Raw genomic sequence first — 18,820 nt, forward strand, 5'->3', positions numbered from 1 at the left:
CATGCCAAAACAGAAGCGGCAGGCCCAGAGTCGGGGACCTGCCGCTTGGGTGCAAGGGCGGGAGGAATCAGCGCACTTCGGGACGGACCAGCCATTCGCCCTTGCGCATCACGCCGGCCGGCTCGAAGGAGTGGTCCAGTACCACCAGGTCGGCGTCCTTGCCCTCCGCCAGGGAGCCGACCCGGTCGTCCACGCCCAGCAGCCGGGCCGGGTTGGCGGACAGCGCCTGTACCACGTCCTCCACCGGCAGCCGGTCCACCGTCACCGCGCGGCGGAAGGCGGTGTCCAGGGTGAGGGTGGAGCCCGCGATGGAACCGGCGGTGGGGCCGTCGGCGATCCGGGCCACCGCGTCCTTGACCTCCACCCGCATCGGGCCCAGGGCGTACATCCCGTCGCTCATCCCGGCCGCGCCCATGGCGTCGGTGATGAAGGCGACCCGGTCCGCGCCGGCCCGGGCGAAGGCGAGCTGGAGCACGGAGGGGTGCAGATGGGTGCCGTCGTTGATCAGCTCCACGGTGACCCGCTCGTCCTCCAGCAGCGCGGCGACCGGGCCGGGGGCGCGGTGCAGCAGCCCGGGCATGGCGTTGAACAGGTGGGTGGCCACCGTGGCGCCCGCTTCGATGGCCTGGAGCGTGGCCTCGTACGAGGAGTCGGTGTGCCCCACCGCGGCGATCACCCCGAGGTCGGCGAGCATCCGGACCGATTCCAGGCCGCCGGGCAGCTCCGGGGCCAGGGTCATCATCCGGGCGGTGCCATGCGCGGCGTCGATGAGCTTGCGGACGTCCGAGGGGTCGGGGGCGCGCAGCAGCCCGGGCTGGTGGGCGCCGCAGCGGTGCGGGGAGATGAACGGGCCCTCGAAGTGGACCCCGGCCAGCTCGCCCTGCTGGGTCAGCTCGGCCAGTACGGCCGCCTGCCGGGCCAGGTCGTCCAGGTCGCCGGTGACGGTGGAGGCGGCCATGGTGGTGGTGCCGTGCGCCCGGTGGGCGTTGATGGCGGTGAGCGCCTCTTCGGGGTCGCCGGAGGAGAAGGAGGCTCCGCCGCCGCCGTGGACATGCATGTCCACGAAGCCGGGGACGATCCAGTGGCCGGTGAGGTCCAGGGTCGGGCCCTCGTCCATGGCCGGGCCCGGTCCGGGGGCACCTGCTTCCGGGCTCGCGTCCGGAGCGGCGATCCGGCTCGCGTCCGGGCTCCGGTCTGCGCTCGTCACGGGGAGGACGGCCGCGATACGGCCGTTCTCGACCACCAGGCGGCAGCCCTCGGCCACTCCGGTGGGCAGCACCACGCGGGCGCCGGTGAGAACCGTTCGATCCACCATCAGGCGGTTACCTCCGTGAATTCCATGGCGAGCAGGTCCCAGGCGAGCAGGCCCGCGCCCAGGCAGCCGGCGGTGTCCCCGAGGGCCGCCGGGACGATCAGGGGAAGCCGCTGGAAGGTGAGACGCTCCCGGACGGCCGCGCGCAGCGGTGTGAACAAGGTTTCCCCGGCCTCCGCCAGGCCGCCACCGATGATCAGGGTATGGGGGTCCAGCAGGGTGAGGCCGATGACCAGGCCGTCGGCCAGGGCGTCCACGGCCTGCCGCCAGACGGCCTCGGCGCGCGGGTCGCCGCGGCGGACGGCCTCGGCGCAGGCGGCGGCGTCGGCTGCGGGGTCGCCGGTGGCCCGCGCCCAGGCGCGGCTGATGGCGGAGGCGGAGGCCAGGGCCTCCAGGCAGCCGGTGGCCCCGCAGCCGCAGCGGGGGGCGGCCTGATCGCTGCGGACGCGGATATGGCCGATTTCGCCGGCCGAGCCGTGGGCGCCCTCCTCGATGCGGCCGTCGATGCCGATGGCGCCGGCGATGCCGGTGCCCACGGGCATGAACAGGAAGCGGTCGGTGGCGCGGCCGGCGCCGAGGCGGCCCTCGGCCAGGCCGCCGGTGCGGACGTCGTGTCCTACGGCCACGGGGAGGTTCAGGTGCCGGCCGAGTTCGCTTTTCAGCGGGACCTCGCGCCAGCCGAGGTTGGCGGCGTAGACGGCGGTGCCGGTGCGGGTGTCCACGATGCCGGGTACGGCTATGCCCGCCGCTTCCGGGGCGCGGCCGAAGCGGGCCTCGCCCAGGGCGCGGAGTTCGGCGGCGAGGTCCAGGATGCCGGTGACCACGGCGTCGGGGCCTTGGGCTGTGGCGGTGGGGCGGCGGGTTTCGTGCAGCAGGGTGTGGTCCTGGCTGACGAGTGCGGCCTTGATGGTGGTGCCGCCTACGTCCAGGGCGATGACGTGTTTCACGTCGTCCAGTGTTGCGCGTGGGGGCGCGAAAGGTCTAGTCCACTGTTCGGCGCCCCGTTGCACGGGGGGCGCCCCCTCGCGCCCCTTGCGGGGTGCGGCGCCGTTTCCGCGGGGGTGCGTGTCTTGTGCGTTGCCGGGTGCGGCGCCGTTTCCGCCTGCGGCGGGCTCGCCCCACCCACGCGCCACCCGTTGCTGTCTCCCGGGTGGGGTGAGCTTGCCTGCGGGGGTTGCCCGCCGTCGGCGGCTGACGGTCCGCGGTCGCCGACGGCGGGCAACCCAGGCCGGAGAGCCCAACCGACCCGGACAACGGTCACGGGTGGCGCGTGGGTGGGGCCGACCGCCGAAGGCGGGAAACGGTGCCGCCCCCGGCAACGTACGTCCGCCCCCGGCAGGGAATCCGCACCCGGAACCGTGCGCGGGAGGCGCCCCGCGGGAAACGGCGCCGCACCCGGCAATGGCGATCGCCTCCCGGCGCAGCCGGAATGGTGCCGCACCCGGCAACGGCGAGCCCCCGGCGCAGCCGGAACGGGGCCGGGCCCGGAAAAGGGCCCTGCGCCGGGGAACCCTTACGCAGCCCCGCCCAGAATGACGCTGCGCGTCAGATTGCGCGGGGCGTCGGGGTTCAGCCCCCGCCCCTCCGCCACCGCGACAGCCACCCGTTGCGCCCGCACCAGATCCGCCATCGGATCCGCGCCGACATGCACCAGCGTCCCGCCCACCCCCACTATCTCCGCCGCCAGCCCCTCCGGCAGCGGACCGAACGCCCACACCACCCGCCCCGGGCCGGTGATGGCGACCGGCCCGTGCCGGTACTCCATCGCGGGGTAGGACTCCGTCCACGCCCCCGCCGCCTCGCGCATCTTCAGCGCCGCCTCCTGGGCCACCCCATACGCCCAGCCCAGGCCCAGGAAGGTCCACTGTTCCGCCTGGAGCACCGCCGCCGGTACCGAGTCGGTGAGTGCCGCCTCGGCGTCCGTGACCGCCTCGGCCACGGTCCGTACCCCCTCCGGGAGGGGGCCATGGGCCTCCAGCCCGGCCCGCAGCAGGGCCAGTGCCGTGGTGGCGAAGCGGGTCTGGACCACGGAGCGCTCGTCCGCCCAGTCCAGCACCACCGCCGAGCCGGCGGCCCGCAGCACCCCGCTTCCGGGGTCGGCGGTGATCGCCACCGTCTCGGTGCCGGCACCGGCACCGGCAGCGCGCAATTCGTCCAGCAGCCGCAGCACCTCACTGGTGGTGCCGGACCGGGTGATCGCCAGCACCCGGTCATAGCGCCGGCCGACCGGGAACTCCGAGGCGGCGAAGGCGTCCGTCTCGCCCTGCCCCGCCGCCTCGCGCAGCGCCGCGTAGGACTGGGCCATAAACCAGGACGTGCCGCAGCCGGTGACGGCGATCCGCTCGCCCGGTCTGGGCAGTTCCGCCACCGAGGGGGCGAGGGCGGCGGCCCGCCGCCAGCAGTCGGGCTGGGTGGCGAGTTCGCCGGCGGTAAGGGAGACGGAGGGCTTCATATGCGCTGGCTCCTTGGCGGATCGGTTGCCTGATCGGGTGCCTGATCGATTGGCGGATCGGTCATGATCGGTTGTCCGTCTCCGTGGATAGCAGCCGCCCCGCGGTGGAGGGAAGGGCGAGGGCGGGGCGAGCGCCCGTTCGAGTAGCGCTTAAGGTGGCGCGGAAGAGATGGCGGTCACCCGTCAGGGATGGCGGTCTCCATCCGAACTCCATCCGAATGGATTTCTCACCGATCACGAGGGCGGAAAGCAAGTGCAGCGGCGGCGTTTCTTGGGTCTGACGGCGGCTGGTGCCGCGACGGCGGCGATGGCGCCGGCCCTGACGGGTTGCGGTACCGGAGCGGGCGGTAGCAAGAAGATCACCCTGGTCGCGGCGGAGTACGGCGACGGCAAGCCCGCCAACAGCTCCAAGCGCTACTGGGACTCGGTGGCCCGTACCTTCGAGGGCGACCACAAGGGCGTAAAGGTCTCGGTCGAGGTCTACAGCTGGACCGAGGTGGACAAGAAGGTCGCCGACATGGTCGCCGCCGGGAACGCCCCGGACATCGCGCAGATCGGCGCCTATGCCGACTTCGCCGCGGCGGGCAAGCTCTACAGCGCCGACCAGCTGCTGTCCGTCCCCACCCAGGCCGACTTCATCGACTCCATCGCCGCGGCCGGCGAGGTGCACCGGATGCAGTACGGCCTGCCCTTTGTCTCCTCCACCCGGCTGCTGTTCTACAACAAGACCCTCTTCGAGAAGGCCGGTGTGCTGCGCGCCCCGCAGAGCTGGGACGAGCTGCAGGCCGCCGCGTCCAAGCTCAAGGACGCCGGGGTGAAGATGCCCTTCGGCCTGCCGCTGGGCCCCGAGGAGGCACCCGCCGAGTCCCTGCTGTGGATGCTGGGCGCGGGCGGTGGCTACACCGACAAGAACGACGACTATGTGATCAACTCGCATGAGAACGTCCAGGCCTTCACCTGGCTGCGCGATGAGCTGGTGGGCAAGAAGCTGACCGGCTCCGACCCGGCCCGCACCAACCGTCAGGACGTCTTCGACGCCTTCTGCAAGGGCCAGGTCGGCATGCTCAACGGCCACCCCAGCCTGATGCAGCAGGCCGAGGCCGGCGGCATCAAGTACGGCATGGCGCCGCTGCCCGGTATCAGCGGCAAGGCCAAGTCCACCATGGGTGTGGCCGACTGGCTGATGGCCTTCAAGCAGAACGGCCACCGCAAGGAGATAGGCCAGTTCCTGGACTTTGTCTACGGCACCCAGACCGTGCTGGACTTCACCACCCAGTACGGCCTGCTGCCGGTGACCCAGTCCGCCTCCGACCAGATGCAGAAGGACGGCCAGAACAAGAAGCTGCTGCCCTTCCTGGAGCCGCTGCAGAACGCCGTGTTCTACCCGGCCAACAAGACCTCCTGGGCCAAGGTCAGCAAGACCATCAAGGAGAAGATCGGCCAGGCGGTGCAGCCGGGCGGCGACCCCATGGGCGTGCTCAGCGAGATCCAGACCCAGGCGCAGTCGGTGGAGAGTCCCCATTAGCCTGGGCGGCATGGACCGGGACGAAGAAGGGTTCCCCGGCCGGGACGCCGACCCGCACCCCGGCCGGGACTCCGACGCGCTCCCCGCACGGGACGCTGACGCGCCCCCCGCGCCGGACGCCCATGCACTCTCCGCGCGGGACCGCGCCGTGCTCGCCCTGGAGCGGGAGTCCTGGCCGGGGCCCGGCGCCAAGGAGCGGGCCGTGCGGGAGCGGCTGGGCATCACGCCGACGCGCTACTACCAGCTGCTCAATGCCCTGCTGGACGACCCCCGGGCGCCGGCCCACGACCCGGTCACCGTCAACCGGCTCCGCCGGCTGCGGGACGCCCGCCGGGAGCGCCGCTGAATCCCGGCGGAATCGGTAGGGTCGGGGGCATGGGCAGCCACCCTCTTCCGGAACCCGTCACCCAGGCCGGCCGCGACGGCCTGGCCGCACTGCTGAAACGGCCCGAACGGGCCGTAGTGGCACTGGACTTCGACGGCACGCTCGCCGAGATCGTGCCCGACCCCGAGCAGGCCCGGGCGCACCCCGCGGCCGTGCCGGCCCTGGCCCGACTCGCCCCGCACCTCAACTCCGTCGCCGTGATCACCGGCCGTCCGGCCGGGGCCGCGGTGCGCTACGGCGGCTTCGCCTCCGTGCCGGGCCTGGAGCGCCTGGCGGTCCTGGGCCACTACGGCGCCGAACGGTGGGACGCCGCCACCGGCACCGTACGCGCCCCCGCCCCGCACCCCGGAGTCGCCGCGGTCCGCGCCGAACTGCCCGGTGTGCTGGACAACTCCGGTGCCTGGCAGGGCACTTGGGTTGAGGACAAGGGCCGCGCCATCGCCGTCCACACCCGCCGCGCCGCCGACCCGCAGGCCGCCTTCCAGGCGTTGACCGGCCCGCTCGGCGAACTCGCCGAGCGGCATGGCCTGATCGTCGAGCCCGGCCGGCTGGTGCTGGAGCTGCGCCCGCCGGGCGTGGACAAGGGCGTGGCCCTGGCCGAGTACCTCAAGGAGACCGGCGCCGGCTGTGTGCTCTACGCCGGGGACGACCTCGGTGACCTCGCCGCCTTCGACGCCGTGGCACGGCTGCGCGCCGAAGGCATGGACGGGGTACTGGTGTGCAGCGGCAGCGCCGAGGTCACCGAACTGGCCGCCCGTGCCGACCTGGTGGCCGACGGACCGTCCGGAGTGGTGGCCCTGCTGACCGCCCTGGCCGAGCGGCTGGGCTGACCGGCTCAGTCGTCGTCGGGGTCCTTGGCCGCCGCCTTCCTGCCGTCGTCCTTGATGCCCAGGCCGGACAGCGCGGTGGTCCAGTCATGCGCTATGGCCTGCTGGGCGGCGGCCAGTTGGACCTTGCCGGAGCAGATGGCGGTCTTGAGCTTGGTCTCCACCACATCCTTGGGGTTGTTGGGGCCGGCGCCGTCCTTGTGACCGGGCGACGGCGGCTCCACCCACAGATTGCGCGGGTCATTGGGGTCCCCGCCCAGCTGGAGGCTGATGAGATGGTCGTACTCGGCGTCCCGCATCGGCCCCTTGTAGCCGTAGGAGGCCGCGTTGGCGGTCTTCTCCCGGCTGGTGATGTTCACCGGCGGCCGGATGCCCTTGGTGTAACCGGCCTTGCAGATGGTCTCCTTGATGGTGGCCTGGGTGACCTTGGGGTTGGTGGCGCCCGGGGTGCACTTGGGGTCGGGCAGCGGCTGTTTGTCGGCGGTGTAGTGATAGGTGCAGCTGCCGGGGGCGGGCTGCTTCTGCACTGTGTACGCGGGCTGCGGGCCGGCGCCCACCGGCACCGCCTGCCCGTTGGACGAGGAGCCGGATGGCGCCTTGGCGTTGGCGGAGGCCGAGGAGGAGCCCGAGGAGTCCTTGGTGTCGGACTTTTTGTCGGAGCTCGAGGAACAACCGGTGGCGGTGAGGGCGATGACCGTCACCGAGGCGGCCGCGAGGGCGGCCCAACGGGGTGCGTGTGACATGGCACCATGATTACCCGTGCGCCGGGCCGTCCAGGCGGGGCCCCGAAGCGGGGTCGCGCACTGCGCTTTTCGGCTAAGCGCCGTGCGCTCCGGCGCGTTCCGCTTTGGCTGAGGGGGCGCCCCCTGCGCGTTGTGGGCAGTCGTTCCGCTGGGCGGAACGGGTGGGCACAACGCGACCACCGGGCCGCACCCGGAAGCGATACCTGCGTTCATTGCCGGGTGCGGGCCGACTTTGGCTGGTCGCGCAGTTCCCCGCGCCCCTATGGGGCGCGCCCCCCGTGCCCCTGGCGGGGCGCACCCCCCGTGGCCCCTGGCGGGGAGCCGCTACATCCCTTGCAGCGCCGTCAGTTGGTCCATGAACCAGCGGGCCGGGGGGAGGGCAGTAGCGGCCGCGGCCAGCCGCTTGCAGCGTTCGGCCCGTTCGGACGGATCCATCAGCAGCGCCCGGTGCAGCGCCCGCGCGGTGGCCTCCACATCGTAGGGATTGACCAGCAGGGCGTCCTCGGCCAGCTCCGCCGCCGCCCCCGCCTCCCGGGAGAGCACCAGCGCGCATCCGGCGTCGGAGACCACCGGAACCTCCTTGGCCACCAGGTTCATTCCATCCCGGATCGGGTTGACCAGGGCCACGTCTGCCATCCGGTAGGCCGCCAGCGAGCGGGCGAAGTCATCCTTGACATGCAGGTCCACCGGCTGCCAACTGGCGTCCCCGAACTCGGCGTTGATCTCCCGGGCGACCCGCTCCACGGTGGCCGTGTAGTCCCGGTAGACGGTCAGGTCCTGCCGGGAGGGATAGGCGAAGGCGATATGCACCACCTGTCCGCGCCACTCCGGCCGCTCCACCAGCAGCCGCCGGTAGGCGTGCAGCCCGCGCACGATGTTCTTGGACAGCTCGGTGCGGTCCACCCGGACAATGGTCTTGCGGCCGCCGATCCGGGCGCGCAGCGCCGCCATCCGCTCCTCGACGTCCGCCCGGTGTGCCCGCTCCCGCAGGAAGTCCCCGTCCGCGCCCAGGCCGTGCACCCCCAGCCGGGTGGTGCGGCCCTCGAAGCGCACCACGGTGGTGATGCCGTTCTCCCGCTCGGTCTGCGCGCCCAGCACCTGTTCACAGCAGTCCGCGAAGGCCTGGGCCCAGCGCCGGGTCAGGAAGGCCGCCCGGTCACCGCCCAGAATGCCGCGCAGCACCTGCCGGGCCACATCGTCCGGCAGCAGGCGGTAGTAGTCCGGCGGCGCCCAGGGGGTGTGCGAGAAGTGCCCGATGCGCAGGTCCGGTCGCAGTTCGCGGAGCAGCCCCGGCACCAGCGTCAGGTGGTAGTCCTGCACCAGCACCGCGGCGCCCTCGGCGGCCTCCTCGGCCAGCGCCTCGGCGAAGGCCGCGTTGTACGCCTCATAGGCGGCCCACTGGGCGCGGAAGGACTCGTCGAAGACCGGCTCCAGGGGCGTCTGGTAGAGCAGGTGATGGACGAACCACAGCACCGAGTTGGCGATGCCGTTGTACGCGGCGGCGAAGGTGTCCGGCGCGATGTCCAGCATCCGCACCCGGTGGCCGCCGGTGTCGGCGGTGTCGAGTCTGCCGCCCGAGCCTTCGGCCGCCAGGCGGTCGCCCTCGCTCATGGCCGCGCACACCCAGACCGCGCCCGACTCCGGGCCGATGGCGCTGAGCCCGGAGACCAGTCCGCCCCCGCCCCGGCCCGCGGCCAGTGAGCCGTCCTCCCGTACCCGGTAGGAGACCGGGCCACGGTTGGAGGCGACGACGATCGGAGCGGAAGCGGCTTGCTCAGTGACCATGCCGCGAGCCTTGCCGCGTCACGATCCGCTCAAACGTACGCTTAGGCCGCGCGATGCCGGGCGTACTCGGGGATCTCGGCCATCGGCGGACGCTCCTCGGTGTCCACCGCATAAGTGCGCGGAACAAAGCCCTCCGCGGTCCTCTCGAACTGGGTCAGAACCGGACGTACCAGGGACGGCCGGGCGAGCCGCAACTGGGCGGTGCGGTAGATCGCGGCCGCCATCCGGCCGAGCGCCTGCCCGTCCTGATGACGGTGCTTGCGCACGCCCACGTCCACCTGGGCCAGCGCGTCCAGGCCCACCGTGTGCAGCGCGTCCACCAGCAGCCCCAGCTCCACCCCGTATCCCACCGGGAACGGCAGTCGCTCCAGCAGCGAGCGGCGGGCCGCGTACTCCCCGCCCAGCGGCTGGACAAAGCCGGCCAGCTGCGGCCAGTGCAGATTGAGCAGCGGACGGGCCACCAGCTCGGTCACCCGGCCGCCCTGACCGGCCGTCCGGCCGGAGCCGGGCGCACCGAACTCGGCGCCCAGCGGGCGGTCGTACATCGCCTTGACGAAGTCCACCTCCGGCTCGGTGAGCAGCGGACCCACGATCCCGGAGACGAAGTCGGCCGAGAAGTCCCGCAGATCGGCGTCGATAAAGCACACGATGTCGCCGGAGGTCACCAGCAGCGACCGCCACAGCACCTCGCCCTTGCCGGGCAGCGCGGGCAGCCGGGGGAGCACCGAGTCCCGGTGCACCACCCGCGCCCCGGCCGCCGCGGCCACCTCGGAGGTACGGTCCGTGGAGCCGGAGTCCAGCACCACCAGCTCGTCCACCAGCGGCACCGCCTCGGTCATCAGGGCCCGGCGGATCTCCGCGACGATCGCCCCGACCGTCCGTTCCTCGTTCAGCGCGGGCAGCACCACGCTGACCGTGCTGCCGGTCTCGCGTTTGGCGGCGAGGAGCCGGTCGAGCGGACGGTCTGTGACGGACCAGGACCGCCGGGCGAGCCAGCGCTCCACCTCTTCCAGCACCTGAATGACTCCTCGTTGTGTGATGCGTCTCGCCTTGCGGACGGCCCTGAAAACGGCCGCGGGCTTCCGTTACAGTCTTGAACAACGCGGATCCCCGTCCTATGTCGGGGGTCGCCGCGTGCATAAACGCCCGGGCAGCCGCCCGGTGCCATACCGCTCATCCAGAGGGGCAGAGGGACACGGCCCGTTGAAGCCCCGGCAACCCTCCAGCCGGTTCTCCGCAGACAGCGCGAGGCTCCCGGCGGGGAAGGTGCCAATTCCGTCTCATGGCGAGGTTCGCCATGAGGAAGATGAGGAGAAAGGGCCTCGCCTGCCATGGCTGCTGCGCATACCGTCGCACCCTCCGCACCCTCTTCGGTCTCCCTCGGCCCCGCCGTGGCGCTGTCCTGCCGCGAGTGCGGGGAGCGCGTTCCGCTGGGACCGGTCTTCGCCTGCGCGTCCTGCTTCGGGCCGCTGGAGACGGCCTACCGGTTCCCGGACGAGGACCCCCAGGCGCTGCGCCGCCGGATCGAGGCGGGCCCCGCCAGCATCTGGCGTTATGCGCCGCTGCTGCCCGTCCCCGCCGATGTGGCGGACCGGCCCAACCTCAACCCCGGCTTCACCAAGCTGGTCAGGGCCGGCAATCTGGCCCGTGAACTCGGCGTCACCGGCGGCCTGTTCATCAAGGACGACTCCGGCAACCCCACCCACTCCTTCAAGGACCGGGTGGTGGCCATCGCCGTGGAGGCCGCCCGCGCCTTTGGCTTCACCACCCTGTCCTGCTCCTCCACCGGCAATCTGGCGGGCGCGGTGGGCGCCGCCGCGGCACGGGCGGGCCTGCGCTCCTGTGTGTTCATCCCGCACGACCTGGAGGCGGGCAAGGTGGTGATGGCCGCGGTCTACGGCGGCGACCTGGTGGGCATCGAGGGCAGCTACGACGATGTGAACCGCTTCTGCTCCGAGCTGATCGGCGACCCGCTGGGCGAGGGCTGGGGCTTTGTCAACGTCAATCTGCGCCCCTACTACGCCGAGGGCTCCAAGACCCTGGCCTATGAGATCTGCGAACAGCTGGGCTGGCAGCTGCCGGACCAGATCGTGGTGCCCATCGCCTCCGGCTCCCAACTGACCAAAATCGACAAGGGGTTGCGGGAACTGATCGCGCTGGGCCTGGTCGAGGACCGGCCGTACCGGATCTTCGGCGCCCAGGCCGAGGGCTGTTCCCCGGTCTCCCGGGCCTTCAAGGACGGGCACGATGTGGTGCGGCCGGTACGGCCGGACACCATCGCCAAGTCGCTGGCCATCGGCAACCCGGCGGACGGGCCCTACGTACTGGACATCGCCCGGCGCACCGGCGGGGCGGTGGAGGACGTCACCGACCCGGAGATCACCGACGCCATCCGGCTGCTGGCCCGCACGGAGGGGATCTTCGCGGAGACCGCGGGCGGGGTGACGGTGGGCGTCACCCGCAAGCTGATCGCTTTCGGCCAGCTTGATCCGTCGCTCACCACGGTGGTGTTGAACACCGGGGACGGTCTCAAGACGCTGGACGCGGTGGCCGGTGGACCAACGGTCGTTATCCGGCCGAGCCTTGAGGCCTTCCGCGCAGTGGAGCTGTGAGGGCGCGCCCCCGTCGCGCGGCCTGGCCGGTTATGCCCGCTGGGGGCGGCCTTCGGCCGGCGGCCGGATACTGTGCGCAGCGGCCACTCGGCACTCATTCACGTCTTTACGCACACAACTATCAATAAAGAGGTAAGAGTTCATGAGCGTGACCGTTAAGATCCCCACTCCGCTGCGCGCCCTCACCAAGGGAGAGGACGCGGTCCAGGCCCAGGGGGCCACTGTGGCCGAGGTGATCGCCGATCTGGAGCGCAGATACCCCGGCTTCGCCGACCGGGTCCTGGACGGCAAGGGGGTGCGCCGGTTTGTGAACATCTACATCGGTGAAGACGACATCCGCTTCCTGGACGGCCTGAAGAGCGCCACACCCGACGGCGCCACGCTCGCCATCATCCCGGCGGTGGCCGGCGGCTGAGGGTTTCGCAACCTTCCTGCACTGGATACCGGAATCGCCCCGCCCGTTAAACGGACGGGGCGATTCCGGCTGTTGAAGCGCGATACAGTTGGGGCGTTCCCCCGTCGGTGTCAGTGCCGAACGCATATGAGAACCCGTCAAGTTACGCGAGAAATACGCGAGCGATTTGTCGGGTTGGCCGGGTGTGCCCGGCCCGACTTGCCCTGGTTCAACCGGAGTTCACCGGTTATGTGCTTGGGGCCGCCTTGGGATTTCTCGTCCGTCTGACCTGTTGCAGACGGCATCCGTGCAGATACATTCAGCCGCGGTCGACGCGTTCCGGCGCACACCCCCAACCTCTCGGGGGTGAGGTCTGACCCGGGTCCGCGAAGTGCGGTCCTGTGCAAGGGCCAGTAATAGGGGAGTTAGGCATGGCTCAGGGCACCGTCAAGTGGTTCAACGCGGAGAAGGGCTACGGCTTCATCGCGGTCGACGGTGGTGCGGATGTTTTCGTCCACTACAGCGCGATTCAGATGGACGGCTACCGCACCCTCGAGGAGGGGCAGCGGGTCGAGTTCGAGATCTCGCAGGGCCAGAAGGGGCCTCAGGCGGACATGGTGAAGGTGACCGCCTGACCGCGGCGCATCGACCACCCGGTCATCAGGCTCGGCGAAGGGCCCGCACCCATGGGGTGCGGGCCCTTCGCATACCCCGGGCCGCCCCCGGGGATGTATGCGAGTGGCTTGCGCCCGCCCGTCACCCGACCACCACCCCTAGAGGAGCCTTCTGCGAAGGCGCTTGCACTCTCATACCCCGAGTGCTAATGATTGGGCTTAGCACTCTCCAAGTGAGAGTGACAGATTTGGACCGTCGGTGAGGTCGGCGCGTCAGGCGGGGCAAGGAACCGCCGGGCCCGCGGGCCGTCCGTCGCGGGCGCCAGAGCGGTCCGGAGCACTCCACCCCAGTCCTGGGAGGACCACTTCACATGGCCAAGATCATCGCGTTCGACGAGGAGGCACGGCGCGGTCTCGAGCGCGGGATGAACCAGCTCGCCGACGCCGTCAAGGTCACCCTCGGCCCCAAGGGCCGGAACGTCGTCCTCGAGAAGAAGTGGGGCGCGCCCACGATCACCAACGATGGTGTGTCCATCGCCAAGGAGATCGAGCTCGAGGACCCGTACGAGAAGATCGGCGCCGAGCTGGTCAAGGAGGTCGCGAAGAAGACGGACGACGTCGCCGGTGACGGCACGACGACCGCGACCGTCCTGGCCCAGGCGCTGGTCCGCGAAGGCCTGCGCAATGTCGCCGCCGGTGCCAACCCGATCGGCCTGAAGCGCGGTATCGAGAAGGCCGTCGAGGCGGTCTCCGGTGCCCTGCTCGAGCAGGCCAAGGAGGTCGAGACCAAGGAGCAGATCGCCTCCACCGCCTCCATCTCCGCCGCCGACACCCAGATCGGCGAGCTGATCGCCGAGGCCATGGACAAGGTCGGCAAGGAAGGCGTCATCACCGTCGAGGAGTCCCAGACCTTCGGTCTGGAGCTGGAGCTCACCGAGGGTATGCGCTTCGACAAGGGCTACATCTCGGCGTACTTCGCCACCGACATGGAGCGGATGGAGGCGTCCCTGGAGGACCCCTACATCCTGATCGTCAACTCCAAGGTCTCCGCGGTGAAGGACCTGCTCCCGCTGCTGGAGAAGGTCATGCAGTCCGGCAAGCCGCTGCTGATCATCGCCGAGGACGTCGAGGGCGAGGCCCTGTCCACCCTGGTCGTCAACAAGATCCGCGGCACCTTCAAGTCCGTCGCGGTCAAGGCCCCGGGCTTCGGCGACCGCCGCAAGGCCATGCTGGGCGACATCGCCATCCTCACCGGTGGCACGGTCATCTCCGAGGAGGTCGGCCTCAAGCTGGAGAACGCCGGTCTCGACCTGCTCGGCCGCGCCCGCAAGGTGGTCATCACCAAGGACGAGACCACCATCGTCGATGGTGCCGGTGACAGCGACCAGGTCCAGGGCCGCGTCAACCAGATCCGTGCCGAGATCGAGAACAGCGACTCGGACTACGACCGCGAGAAGCTCCAGGAGCGTCTGGCGAAGCTGGCCGGCGGCGTGGCCGTCATCAAGGCCGGTGCCGCCACCGAGGTGGAGCTCAAGGAGCGCAAGCACCGCATCGAGGACGCGGTGCGCAACGCCAAGGCCGCCGTCGAGGAGGGCATCGTCGCCGGTGGTGGCGTGGCCCTGCTGCAGGCCACCCAGGCGTTCGAGAAGCTGGAGCTGGAGGGCGACGAGGCCGTCGGTGCCAACGCCGTCAAGCTGGCGCTGGAGGCCCCGCTCAAGCAGATCGCGGTCAACGCCGGTCTCGAGGGCGGCGTCATCGTGGAGAAGGTGCGCAACCTTCCGGTCGGCCACGGCCTGAACGCCGCGACCGGCGACTACGTGGACATGATCGCCGAGGGCATCATCGACCCGGCCAAGGTCACCCGTTCCGCGCTGCAGAACGCGGCGTCCATCGCCGGTCTGTTCCTGACCACCGAGGCCGTCATCGCCGACAAGCCGGAAAAGGCGGCCGCGGCCGCGCCGGGCGGCATGCCGGGCGGTGACATGGACTTCTGAGCGAACTCCCTTCGCTCGGCTGTCCAGCCGGTACGTACCGAGGGCGGTACCCCTTCAGGGGGGTACCGCCCTCGGGCGCTTCCGGGTGCGCCCCGTCAGGGGCGCGGGGAGGGGCGCCCCTGGGAGGGGCACCCGGAGGGGAAGCCGAAGAGGAGGGTCGCGGCGAAGCCCGCCGCATACCCCGCGAGCAGCCCCGCCCCGTAAAGAGCCATCGCATGGGCCAGGCCATGACTTCCGCCGAGCAGCGGAAAGAGGGCCCACCCGGAAGGACCGATGGCCGTCGCACCGACCGGCCCGCCCCACTGGCCCAGCAGCCCCAGGAAGCCGCCGCCGAACGCCCCGCCCACACAGGCGGTGACAAACGGACGGCCCAGCGGCAGCGAGACGCCGTAGACCAGCGGCTCGCCGATGCCCAGCAGAGCCGGCGGCAGGGCCGAACGCACCGTACGGCGGAGGTCCGGACGGGCGCGGCCGAGCCGCACCCAGACGGCCAGCGCCGCACCCACCTGACCCGCACCCGCCATGGCCAGCAGCGGCAGCAGGGCTGTCTGTCCCTGTTCGGCGATCAGCGTCGTATGGACCGGGATCAGCGCCTGGTGCAGCCCCAGCATCACCATCGGCAGGAAGAGCCCGCCCAGCACAAAGCCCGCAGCGGCGCCGCCATTGGCCAGCAGCCAGTCCGTGAACCGACCCAGGGCCAGGGAGAGTTCGCCGGCCGCCGACATCAGCCCGTAGACCGTGGCCAGACCCGGCAGCAGCACGGTCAGTGCCGGGGTGACCAGCACATCCAGCGCCGTGGGCACCAGGCGGCGGCAGACCCGTTCCACCCTTACCGCCAGCAGCGCCGCGGCCAGCGCGCCCAGTACCCCGCCCTGGCCGGGCACCAGGGCGGTGCCGAAGGGATGCACCCGGGCCACCGCCGGGCAGACGATCACGGCCGCAACGGCCCCGCCCAGTACCGGAGTTCCCCCGTACTCGCGCGCCGTCTGATAGCCCACGAACACCGCCAGCAGCGACATAAAACCGGAGGAGACGGCGGTGAGCGCCGGGGCCAGGGCGGGTGCCCAGCCCAGGTTGCCCAGCACCCCGGCCAGAGCGGCGACCAGTCCGCAGCCCACCAGGGCCGGAATCAGGGGTACGAAGATCTGGGCGACGCGGCGCAGGGCGGGCCCGCCGGGCGGCGCGTCCGGCGTTTCCGCGCCCGTACGGCCGTCCGTGAGCAGACCCTCCAGGGCGGCGGCGACCCGGCCCGCCGTGCCGGGCCCCAGGACCACCTGGCAGGCGCCGCCGCCCTCGATCACCCCCAACACCCCGGACTGCGCCCGAAGTTCGGCGGCCCGTACCAGGCCCGGATCGTGGAGCACCGGCCGCAGCCGGGTCATACAGTGGCCGACCGAGGCGATGTTCTCCGCACCGCCCAGCAGCGGCAGCAGCGCGGCGGCGGTGCGCCGGGGGTCCTGCGGGTCGTTCATGGGTCCTCCGCTGCGTGGCGAACCCCCCTGGTGTCTGCCGGATCTCGGCCGGAGCCGGGTGCGGTTACCCGGCGCCGCCCGGCGGGGCCTCCCGGGAGCGTGCGGCCTCCAGCGCCCGGCGCAGATGGCCGTCGGCGCGCTCCAGCAGACGGGCGGCCCCGGGCCCGTCCACCTCGGCGAGCAGCACCAGGATGGCCGCCTTGACCTCACCGCCGGTGGCGCTGAGCGCCTGCTCGATCTCCTGGTCCGGCGCGCCGGTGGCCAGCGAGACGATCTGCCGGGAGCGGGCGCGCAGTTTGTCGTTGGAGGCGCGGACATCCACCATCAGATTCCCATAGGTCTTGCCCAGCCGGATCATGGTGATGGTGGAGAGCATATTGAGCACCAGCTTCTGTGCGGTGCCCGCCTTCAACCGGGTGGAACCGGCGATGAGTTCGGGCCCGCAGGTCACCTCGATGGGGTGCTCGGCGGCCGCGGCCAGCGGGGAGCCGGGGTTGCCGGCCAGCCCCACGGTGAGCGCCCCGGCCCGGCGGGCGTGGCGGACCGCGGCCACCGCGTACGGAGTGCGGCCGGAGGCGGAGACGCCCACCACCGTGTCGGCCGGGCCGATGCCCAGGCCGGTGAGGTCGGCCTCCGCCGCCGCGGCATCGTCCTCGGCGCCCTCCACGGCGCTGACCATGGCGGCGGGCCCGCCCGCGAGCAGCCCCCGGACCTGCCCCGGCGGGGTGTTGAAGGTGGGCGGGCATTCGCTGGCGTCCAGCACGCCCAGCCGCCCGGCGGTGCCGGCGCCGGCGTAGACCAGCCGTCCGCCCCGGGCCATCCGGGCGGCGATGGCGTCGATCGCGGCCGCTATGGACGGCAGTTGGGCGGCCACCGCACCGGCCACGGTGGCGTCCTCGGCGTTCATGATGGTGGCGATGGCCAGGGTGGGCAGCCGGTCGATCCCGGCCAGGTCCGCGCGGACGCCCTCGGTGGTCAGGGCGGCCAGTTCGGTACGGAGCGCGGTGACGGCGGCGGGGGAGGAGGTCATGGCGTCCTCTGTCGGCGGGGCTGTCGGCGGGGCTGTCGGTGGGAACCGGTGGCCGGCGCTATCGGCCGGCCGGGCGCGGGTGGTGGCGGTGGGCGAGTGCCTCGTAGGAGGCGGACAGCGCGGGTGCCGCCCGGTCGTAGGTGCGCTGGGCGACGCCGATGAACAGGCAGTCCACCACCAGGAGTTGGCTGGTGCGGCTGGCCATGGCGGCCGGGCGCAGCTCGCTCTCCCGGGCCGTGGAGGTGGTCAGCAGCAGGTCGGCGTACTGGGCGATCTCGCCGTCCGGGCGGCCGGTGACCGCGATGGTGGTGGCGCCGCGCTCAAAGGCCGCCTTCAGCGGCTCGATGACATCGGTGGTGCGGCCGGAGTGGGTGATGGCTATGGCCACATCGCCGGTGCGCAGCTGCACCGCGTTGGTGACGGCCAGATGGGGATCGGCGGGGGCATGCGCGATCAGGCCGATGCGCAGCAGCTTCTGCACCAGGTCCTGGCCGACCAGGTTGGAGGCGCCGATGCCATAGACGTCGATCCGGCGGGCGGCGGCCAGCGCGGCGGCGGCCGACTCCAGCTGGGCGGTGTCCAGGGTGGCGGCGGTGTCGGCCAGGCACTGCGCCTCCTCCTGGGCGAGCTTGGCCACCACATCGGCCATGGGGTCGTCCACGGCGATATCGGCGGTGACCGAGGGCGCCCGGCCGGCCGCCTGCTCGGCGGCCAGGGCGGCCAGCGCCAGGCGCAGGTCGCGGTAGCCGGGATAGCCCAGCACCCGGGCGGTGCGCACCACGGTGGCCTCGCTGGTGCCGGTGCGCTCGGCCAGGCCGGTGACGGTGAGCGCGGCCGAGCCCGCCGGATCGTCCACCAGGGCGTCGGCGACCCGCTGCATGGAGCGGGTCATGCTGGGGGCGAGGGTACGGACCTTGGCGGCGAGGGCGGCGGGGCGGGGGACGGGACCGGGGGCGCTGAAAGTTTCTTTCAGTTGGCTGCTCACCCTTGGAAGGTATTTTCGGCTCCGGACGCCGTCAAGCGTCGTTGTCCCTGACAATGGTTCCCATGGAGCTCGAACAGGCACTGCACGCGGCGCGGGCGCTGGTCCTGGCCGATCTGTCCGCCGGGGGCGTGGCCGAACCCGATGTGGTCTCACTGGTGGAGGACGCCGTGGCGGGCCGCCGCTGGTGGGTCGAACAGTGGCCGGAGGGTGCCGAGTTCCTGGTGGGGCTGGTGGCGCAGGACGTACAGGACGCGCTGCTGGACCGGTATGGGCGCTGGCCGCTGTGCCCGGTGTGCGCCTCGGGTGATGCGCACGCCCTGGAGGTGGAGCCGGAGCTGGGCCCCGATCCCCGTTGGGCCTGCACCAAGCAGGCGGTGCTGGTGGCGCGGGTGGGTGCGCTGGCCTCGGTGCTGGGCGGGTGAGCGGGCGGGGTGGCCGTCTATATCGACCCGCCCCGCTGGCCCGGCCATGGCCGGATGTGGTCGCACCTGATCAGTGACGAGAGCTTTGACGAACTGCATGCCTTCGCCGCCCGGCTGGGGGTGCCGGCCCGGGCCTTCGATCGCGATCACTATGACGTGGCGGCGGAGGTGTACGGGGACGCGGTGCGGCTGGGGGCGGTGGAGGCGGGCAGCCGGGAACTGGTGCGGTTGCTGAGGGGGGCGGGGCTGCGGCGGCCCAAGAGGGGTC

At 71.9% G+C, this 18,820-nt stretch carries 17 protein-coding genes, 1 pseudogene and 1 riboswitch; of the genes and pseudogenes, 9 read left to right on the forward strand and 9 right to left on the reverse strand.

What is annotated here, in order from left to right; genetic code table 11:
• Nucleotides 1-67: 67 nt before the first annotated feature.
• The 3 genes from nagA to CV755_RS26325 form a co-directional block, all read right to left on the reverse strand.
• Nucleotides 68-1,315: an N-acetylglucosamine-6-phosphate deacetylase gene (gene nagA / locus CV755_RS26315; protein ID WP_193553481.1), complete on the reverse strand. Its 1,248-nt coding sequence runs from the start codon at nt 1,313-1,315 to the stop codon at nt 68-70.
• Complete coding sequence (locus tag CV755_RS26320; RefSeq protein WP_109282745.1) at nt 1,315-2,259, reverse strand: ROK family protein; 945 nt, start codon at nt 2,257-2,259, stop codon at nt 1,315-1,317. Before CV755_RS26320 ends, nagA begins: the two co-directional genes overlap by 1 nt.
• A 566-nt stretch (nt 2,260-2,825) precedes the next feature.
• Nucleotides 2,826-3,764 carry an SIS domain-containing protein gene (locus CV755_RS26325; protein WP_109282746.1) on the reverse strand — a complete coding sequence of 313 codons (939 nt, stop codon included), beginning with the start codon at nt 3,762-3,764 and terminating at the stop codon, nt 2,826-2,828.
• A gap of 307 nt (nt 3,765-4,071) precedes the next feature.
• Here CV755_RS26325 and CV755_RS26330 point away from each other — a divergent pair, with 307 nt between their 5' ends.
• From CV755_RS26330 to otsB, 3 genes are read left to right on the forward strand one after another with little or no spacing between them, the layout of a single operon-like run.
• A complete protein-coding gene (locus CV755_RS26330; RefSeq protein WP_193553482.1) occupies nt 4,072-5,289 on the forward strand; it encodes an extracellular solute-binding protein in 1,218 nt (405 codons plus the stop codon).
• Between the two features lie 10 nt (nt 5,290-5,299).
• Nucleotides 5,300-5,635 (forward strand): DUF3263 domain-containing protein, encoded by a 336-nt coding sequence (locus CV755_RS36365; protein ID WP_241561398.1) that lies wholly within the window; start codon nt 5,300-5,302, stop codon nt 5,633-5,635.
• A gap of 29 nt (nt 5,636-5,664) precedes the next feature.
• Complete coding sequence (gene otsB, locus CV755_RS26340) at nt 5,665-6,504, forward strand: trehalose-phosphatase (RefSeq protein WP_109282748.1); 840 nt, start codon at nt 5,665-5,667, stop codon at nt 6,502-6,504.
• Between the two features lie 5 nt (nt 6,505-6,509).
• Here otsB and CV755_RS26345 read toward each other — a convergent pair whose 3' ends face one another.
• From CV755_RS26345 to CV755_RS26355, 3 genes are all read right to left on the reverse strand, one after another.
• On the reverse strand, nt 6,510-7,244 hold the full coding sequence (locus CV755_RS26345) for a hypothetical protein (protein WP_109282749.1): 735 nt from the start codon (nt 7,242-7,244) through the stop codon (nt 6,510-6,512).
• 324 nt (nt 7,245-7,568) lie between these two features.
• Complete coding sequence (locus CV755_RS26350) at nt 7,569-9,029, reverse strand: alpha,alpha-trehalose-phosphate synthase (UDP-forming) (RefSeq protein WP_109282750.1); 1,461 nt, start codon at nt 9,027-9,029, stop codon at nt 7,569-7,571.
• A 41-nt stretch (nt 9,030-9,070) separates the two neighbouring features.
• Nucleotides 9,071-10,045 carry a glucosyl-3-phosphoglycerate synthase gene (locus tag CV755_RS26355; RefSeq protein ID WP_109282751.1) on the reverse strand — a complete coding sequence of 325 codons (975 nt, stop codon included), beginning with the start codon at nt 10,043-10,045 and terminating at the stop codon, nt 9,071-9,073.
• 154 nt (nt 10,046-10,199) lie between these two features.
• Nucleotides 10,200-10,342: riboswitch (SAM riboswitch) on the forward strand.
• An 18-nt stretch (nt 10,343-10,360) separates the two neighbouring features.
• Here CV755_RS26355 and thrC point away from each other — a divergent pair.
• From thrC to groL, 4 genes are all read left to right on the forward strand, one after another.
• Nucleotides 10,361-11,641, forward strand: a complete 1,281-nt coding sequence (thrC, locus tag CV755_RS26360; RefSeq protein WP_109282752.1) for a threonine synthase — start codon at nt 10,361-10,363, stop codon at nt 11,639-11,641.
• Nucleotides 11,642-11,783: 142 nt separating this feature from the next.
• On the forward strand, nt 11,784-12,056 hold the full coding sequence (locus CV755_RS26365; RefSeq protein WP_109282753.1) for a MoaD/ThiS family protein: 273 nt from the start codon (nt 11,784-11,786) through the stop codon (nt 12,054-12,056).
• Nucleotides 12,057-12,466: 410 nt separating this feature from the next.
• The gene (locus CV755_RS26370; protein WP_004954158.1) at nt 12,467-12,670 is read left to right on the forward strand and encodes a cold-shock protein; all 204 of its coding nucleotides are present in this window, start codon (nt 12,467-12,469) and stop codon (nt 12,668-12,670) included.
• Nucleotides 12,671-13,020: 350 nt separating this feature from the next.
• Nucleotides 13,021-14,643, forward strand: a complete 1,623-nt coding sequence (gene groL / locus CV755_RS26375) for a chaperonin GroEL (RefSeq protein ID WP_109282754.1) — start codon at nt 13,021-13,023, stop codon at nt 14,641-14,643.
• Nucleotides 14,644-14,738: 95 nt separating this feature from the next.
• On the opposite strand, the gene CV755_RS26380 is transcribed toward groL, so the two are convergent.
• The 3 genes from CV755_RS26380 to CV755_RS26390 all read right to left on the reverse strand — a co-directional run bounded on the left by CV755_RS26380 (nt 14,739) and on the right by CV755_RS26390 (nt 18,130).
• The gene (locus CV755_RS26380; RefSeq protein ID WP_109282755.1) at nt 14,739-16,115 is read right to left on the reverse strand and encodes a PTS transporter subunit EIIC; all 1,377 of its coding nucleotides are present in this window, start codon (nt 16,113-16,115) and stop codon (nt 14,739-14,741) included.
• 64 nt (nt 16,116-16,179) lie between these two features.
• The gene (gene murQ, locus CV755_RS26385) at nt 16,180-17,145 is read right to left on the reverse strand and encodes an N-acetylmuramic acid 6-phosphate etherase (RefSeq protein ID WP_109282756.1); all 966 of its coding nucleotides are present in this window, start codon (nt 17,143-17,145) and stop codon (nt 16,180-16,182) included.
• 58 nt (nt 17,146-17,203) lie between these two features.
• Nucleotides 17,204-18,130, reverse strand: coding sequence for a MurR/RpiR family transcriptional regulator (locus CV755_RS26390; protein ID WP_109282757.1), 927 nt, complete (start codon nt 18,128-18,130; stop codon nt 17,204-17,206).
• 62 nt (nt 18,131-18,192) lie between these two features.
• Between CV755_RS26390 and CV755_RS26395 the strand changes: the two genes are divergently transcribed.
• Nucleotides 18,193-18,552 carry a hypothetical protein gene (locus CV755_RS26395; protein ID WP_422070593.1) on the forward strand — a complete coding sequence of 120 codons (360 nt, stop codon included), beginning with the start codon at nt 18,193-18,195 and terminating at the stop codon, nt 18,550-18,552.
• Between the two features lie 9 nt (nt 18,553-18,561).
• Nucleotides 18,562-18,813, forward strand: a pseudogene (locus CV755_RS26400) (DUF4031 domain-containing protein); the annotation flags it as partial.
• Nucleotides 18,814-18,820 lie beyond the last annotated feature (7 nt).

It is taken from the genome of Streptomyces orinoci, from assembly GCF_003121295.1.
Classification (GTDB): domain Bacteria; phylum Actinomycetota; class Actinomycetes; order Streptomycetales; family Streptomycetaceae; genus Streptomyces; species Streptomyces orinoci.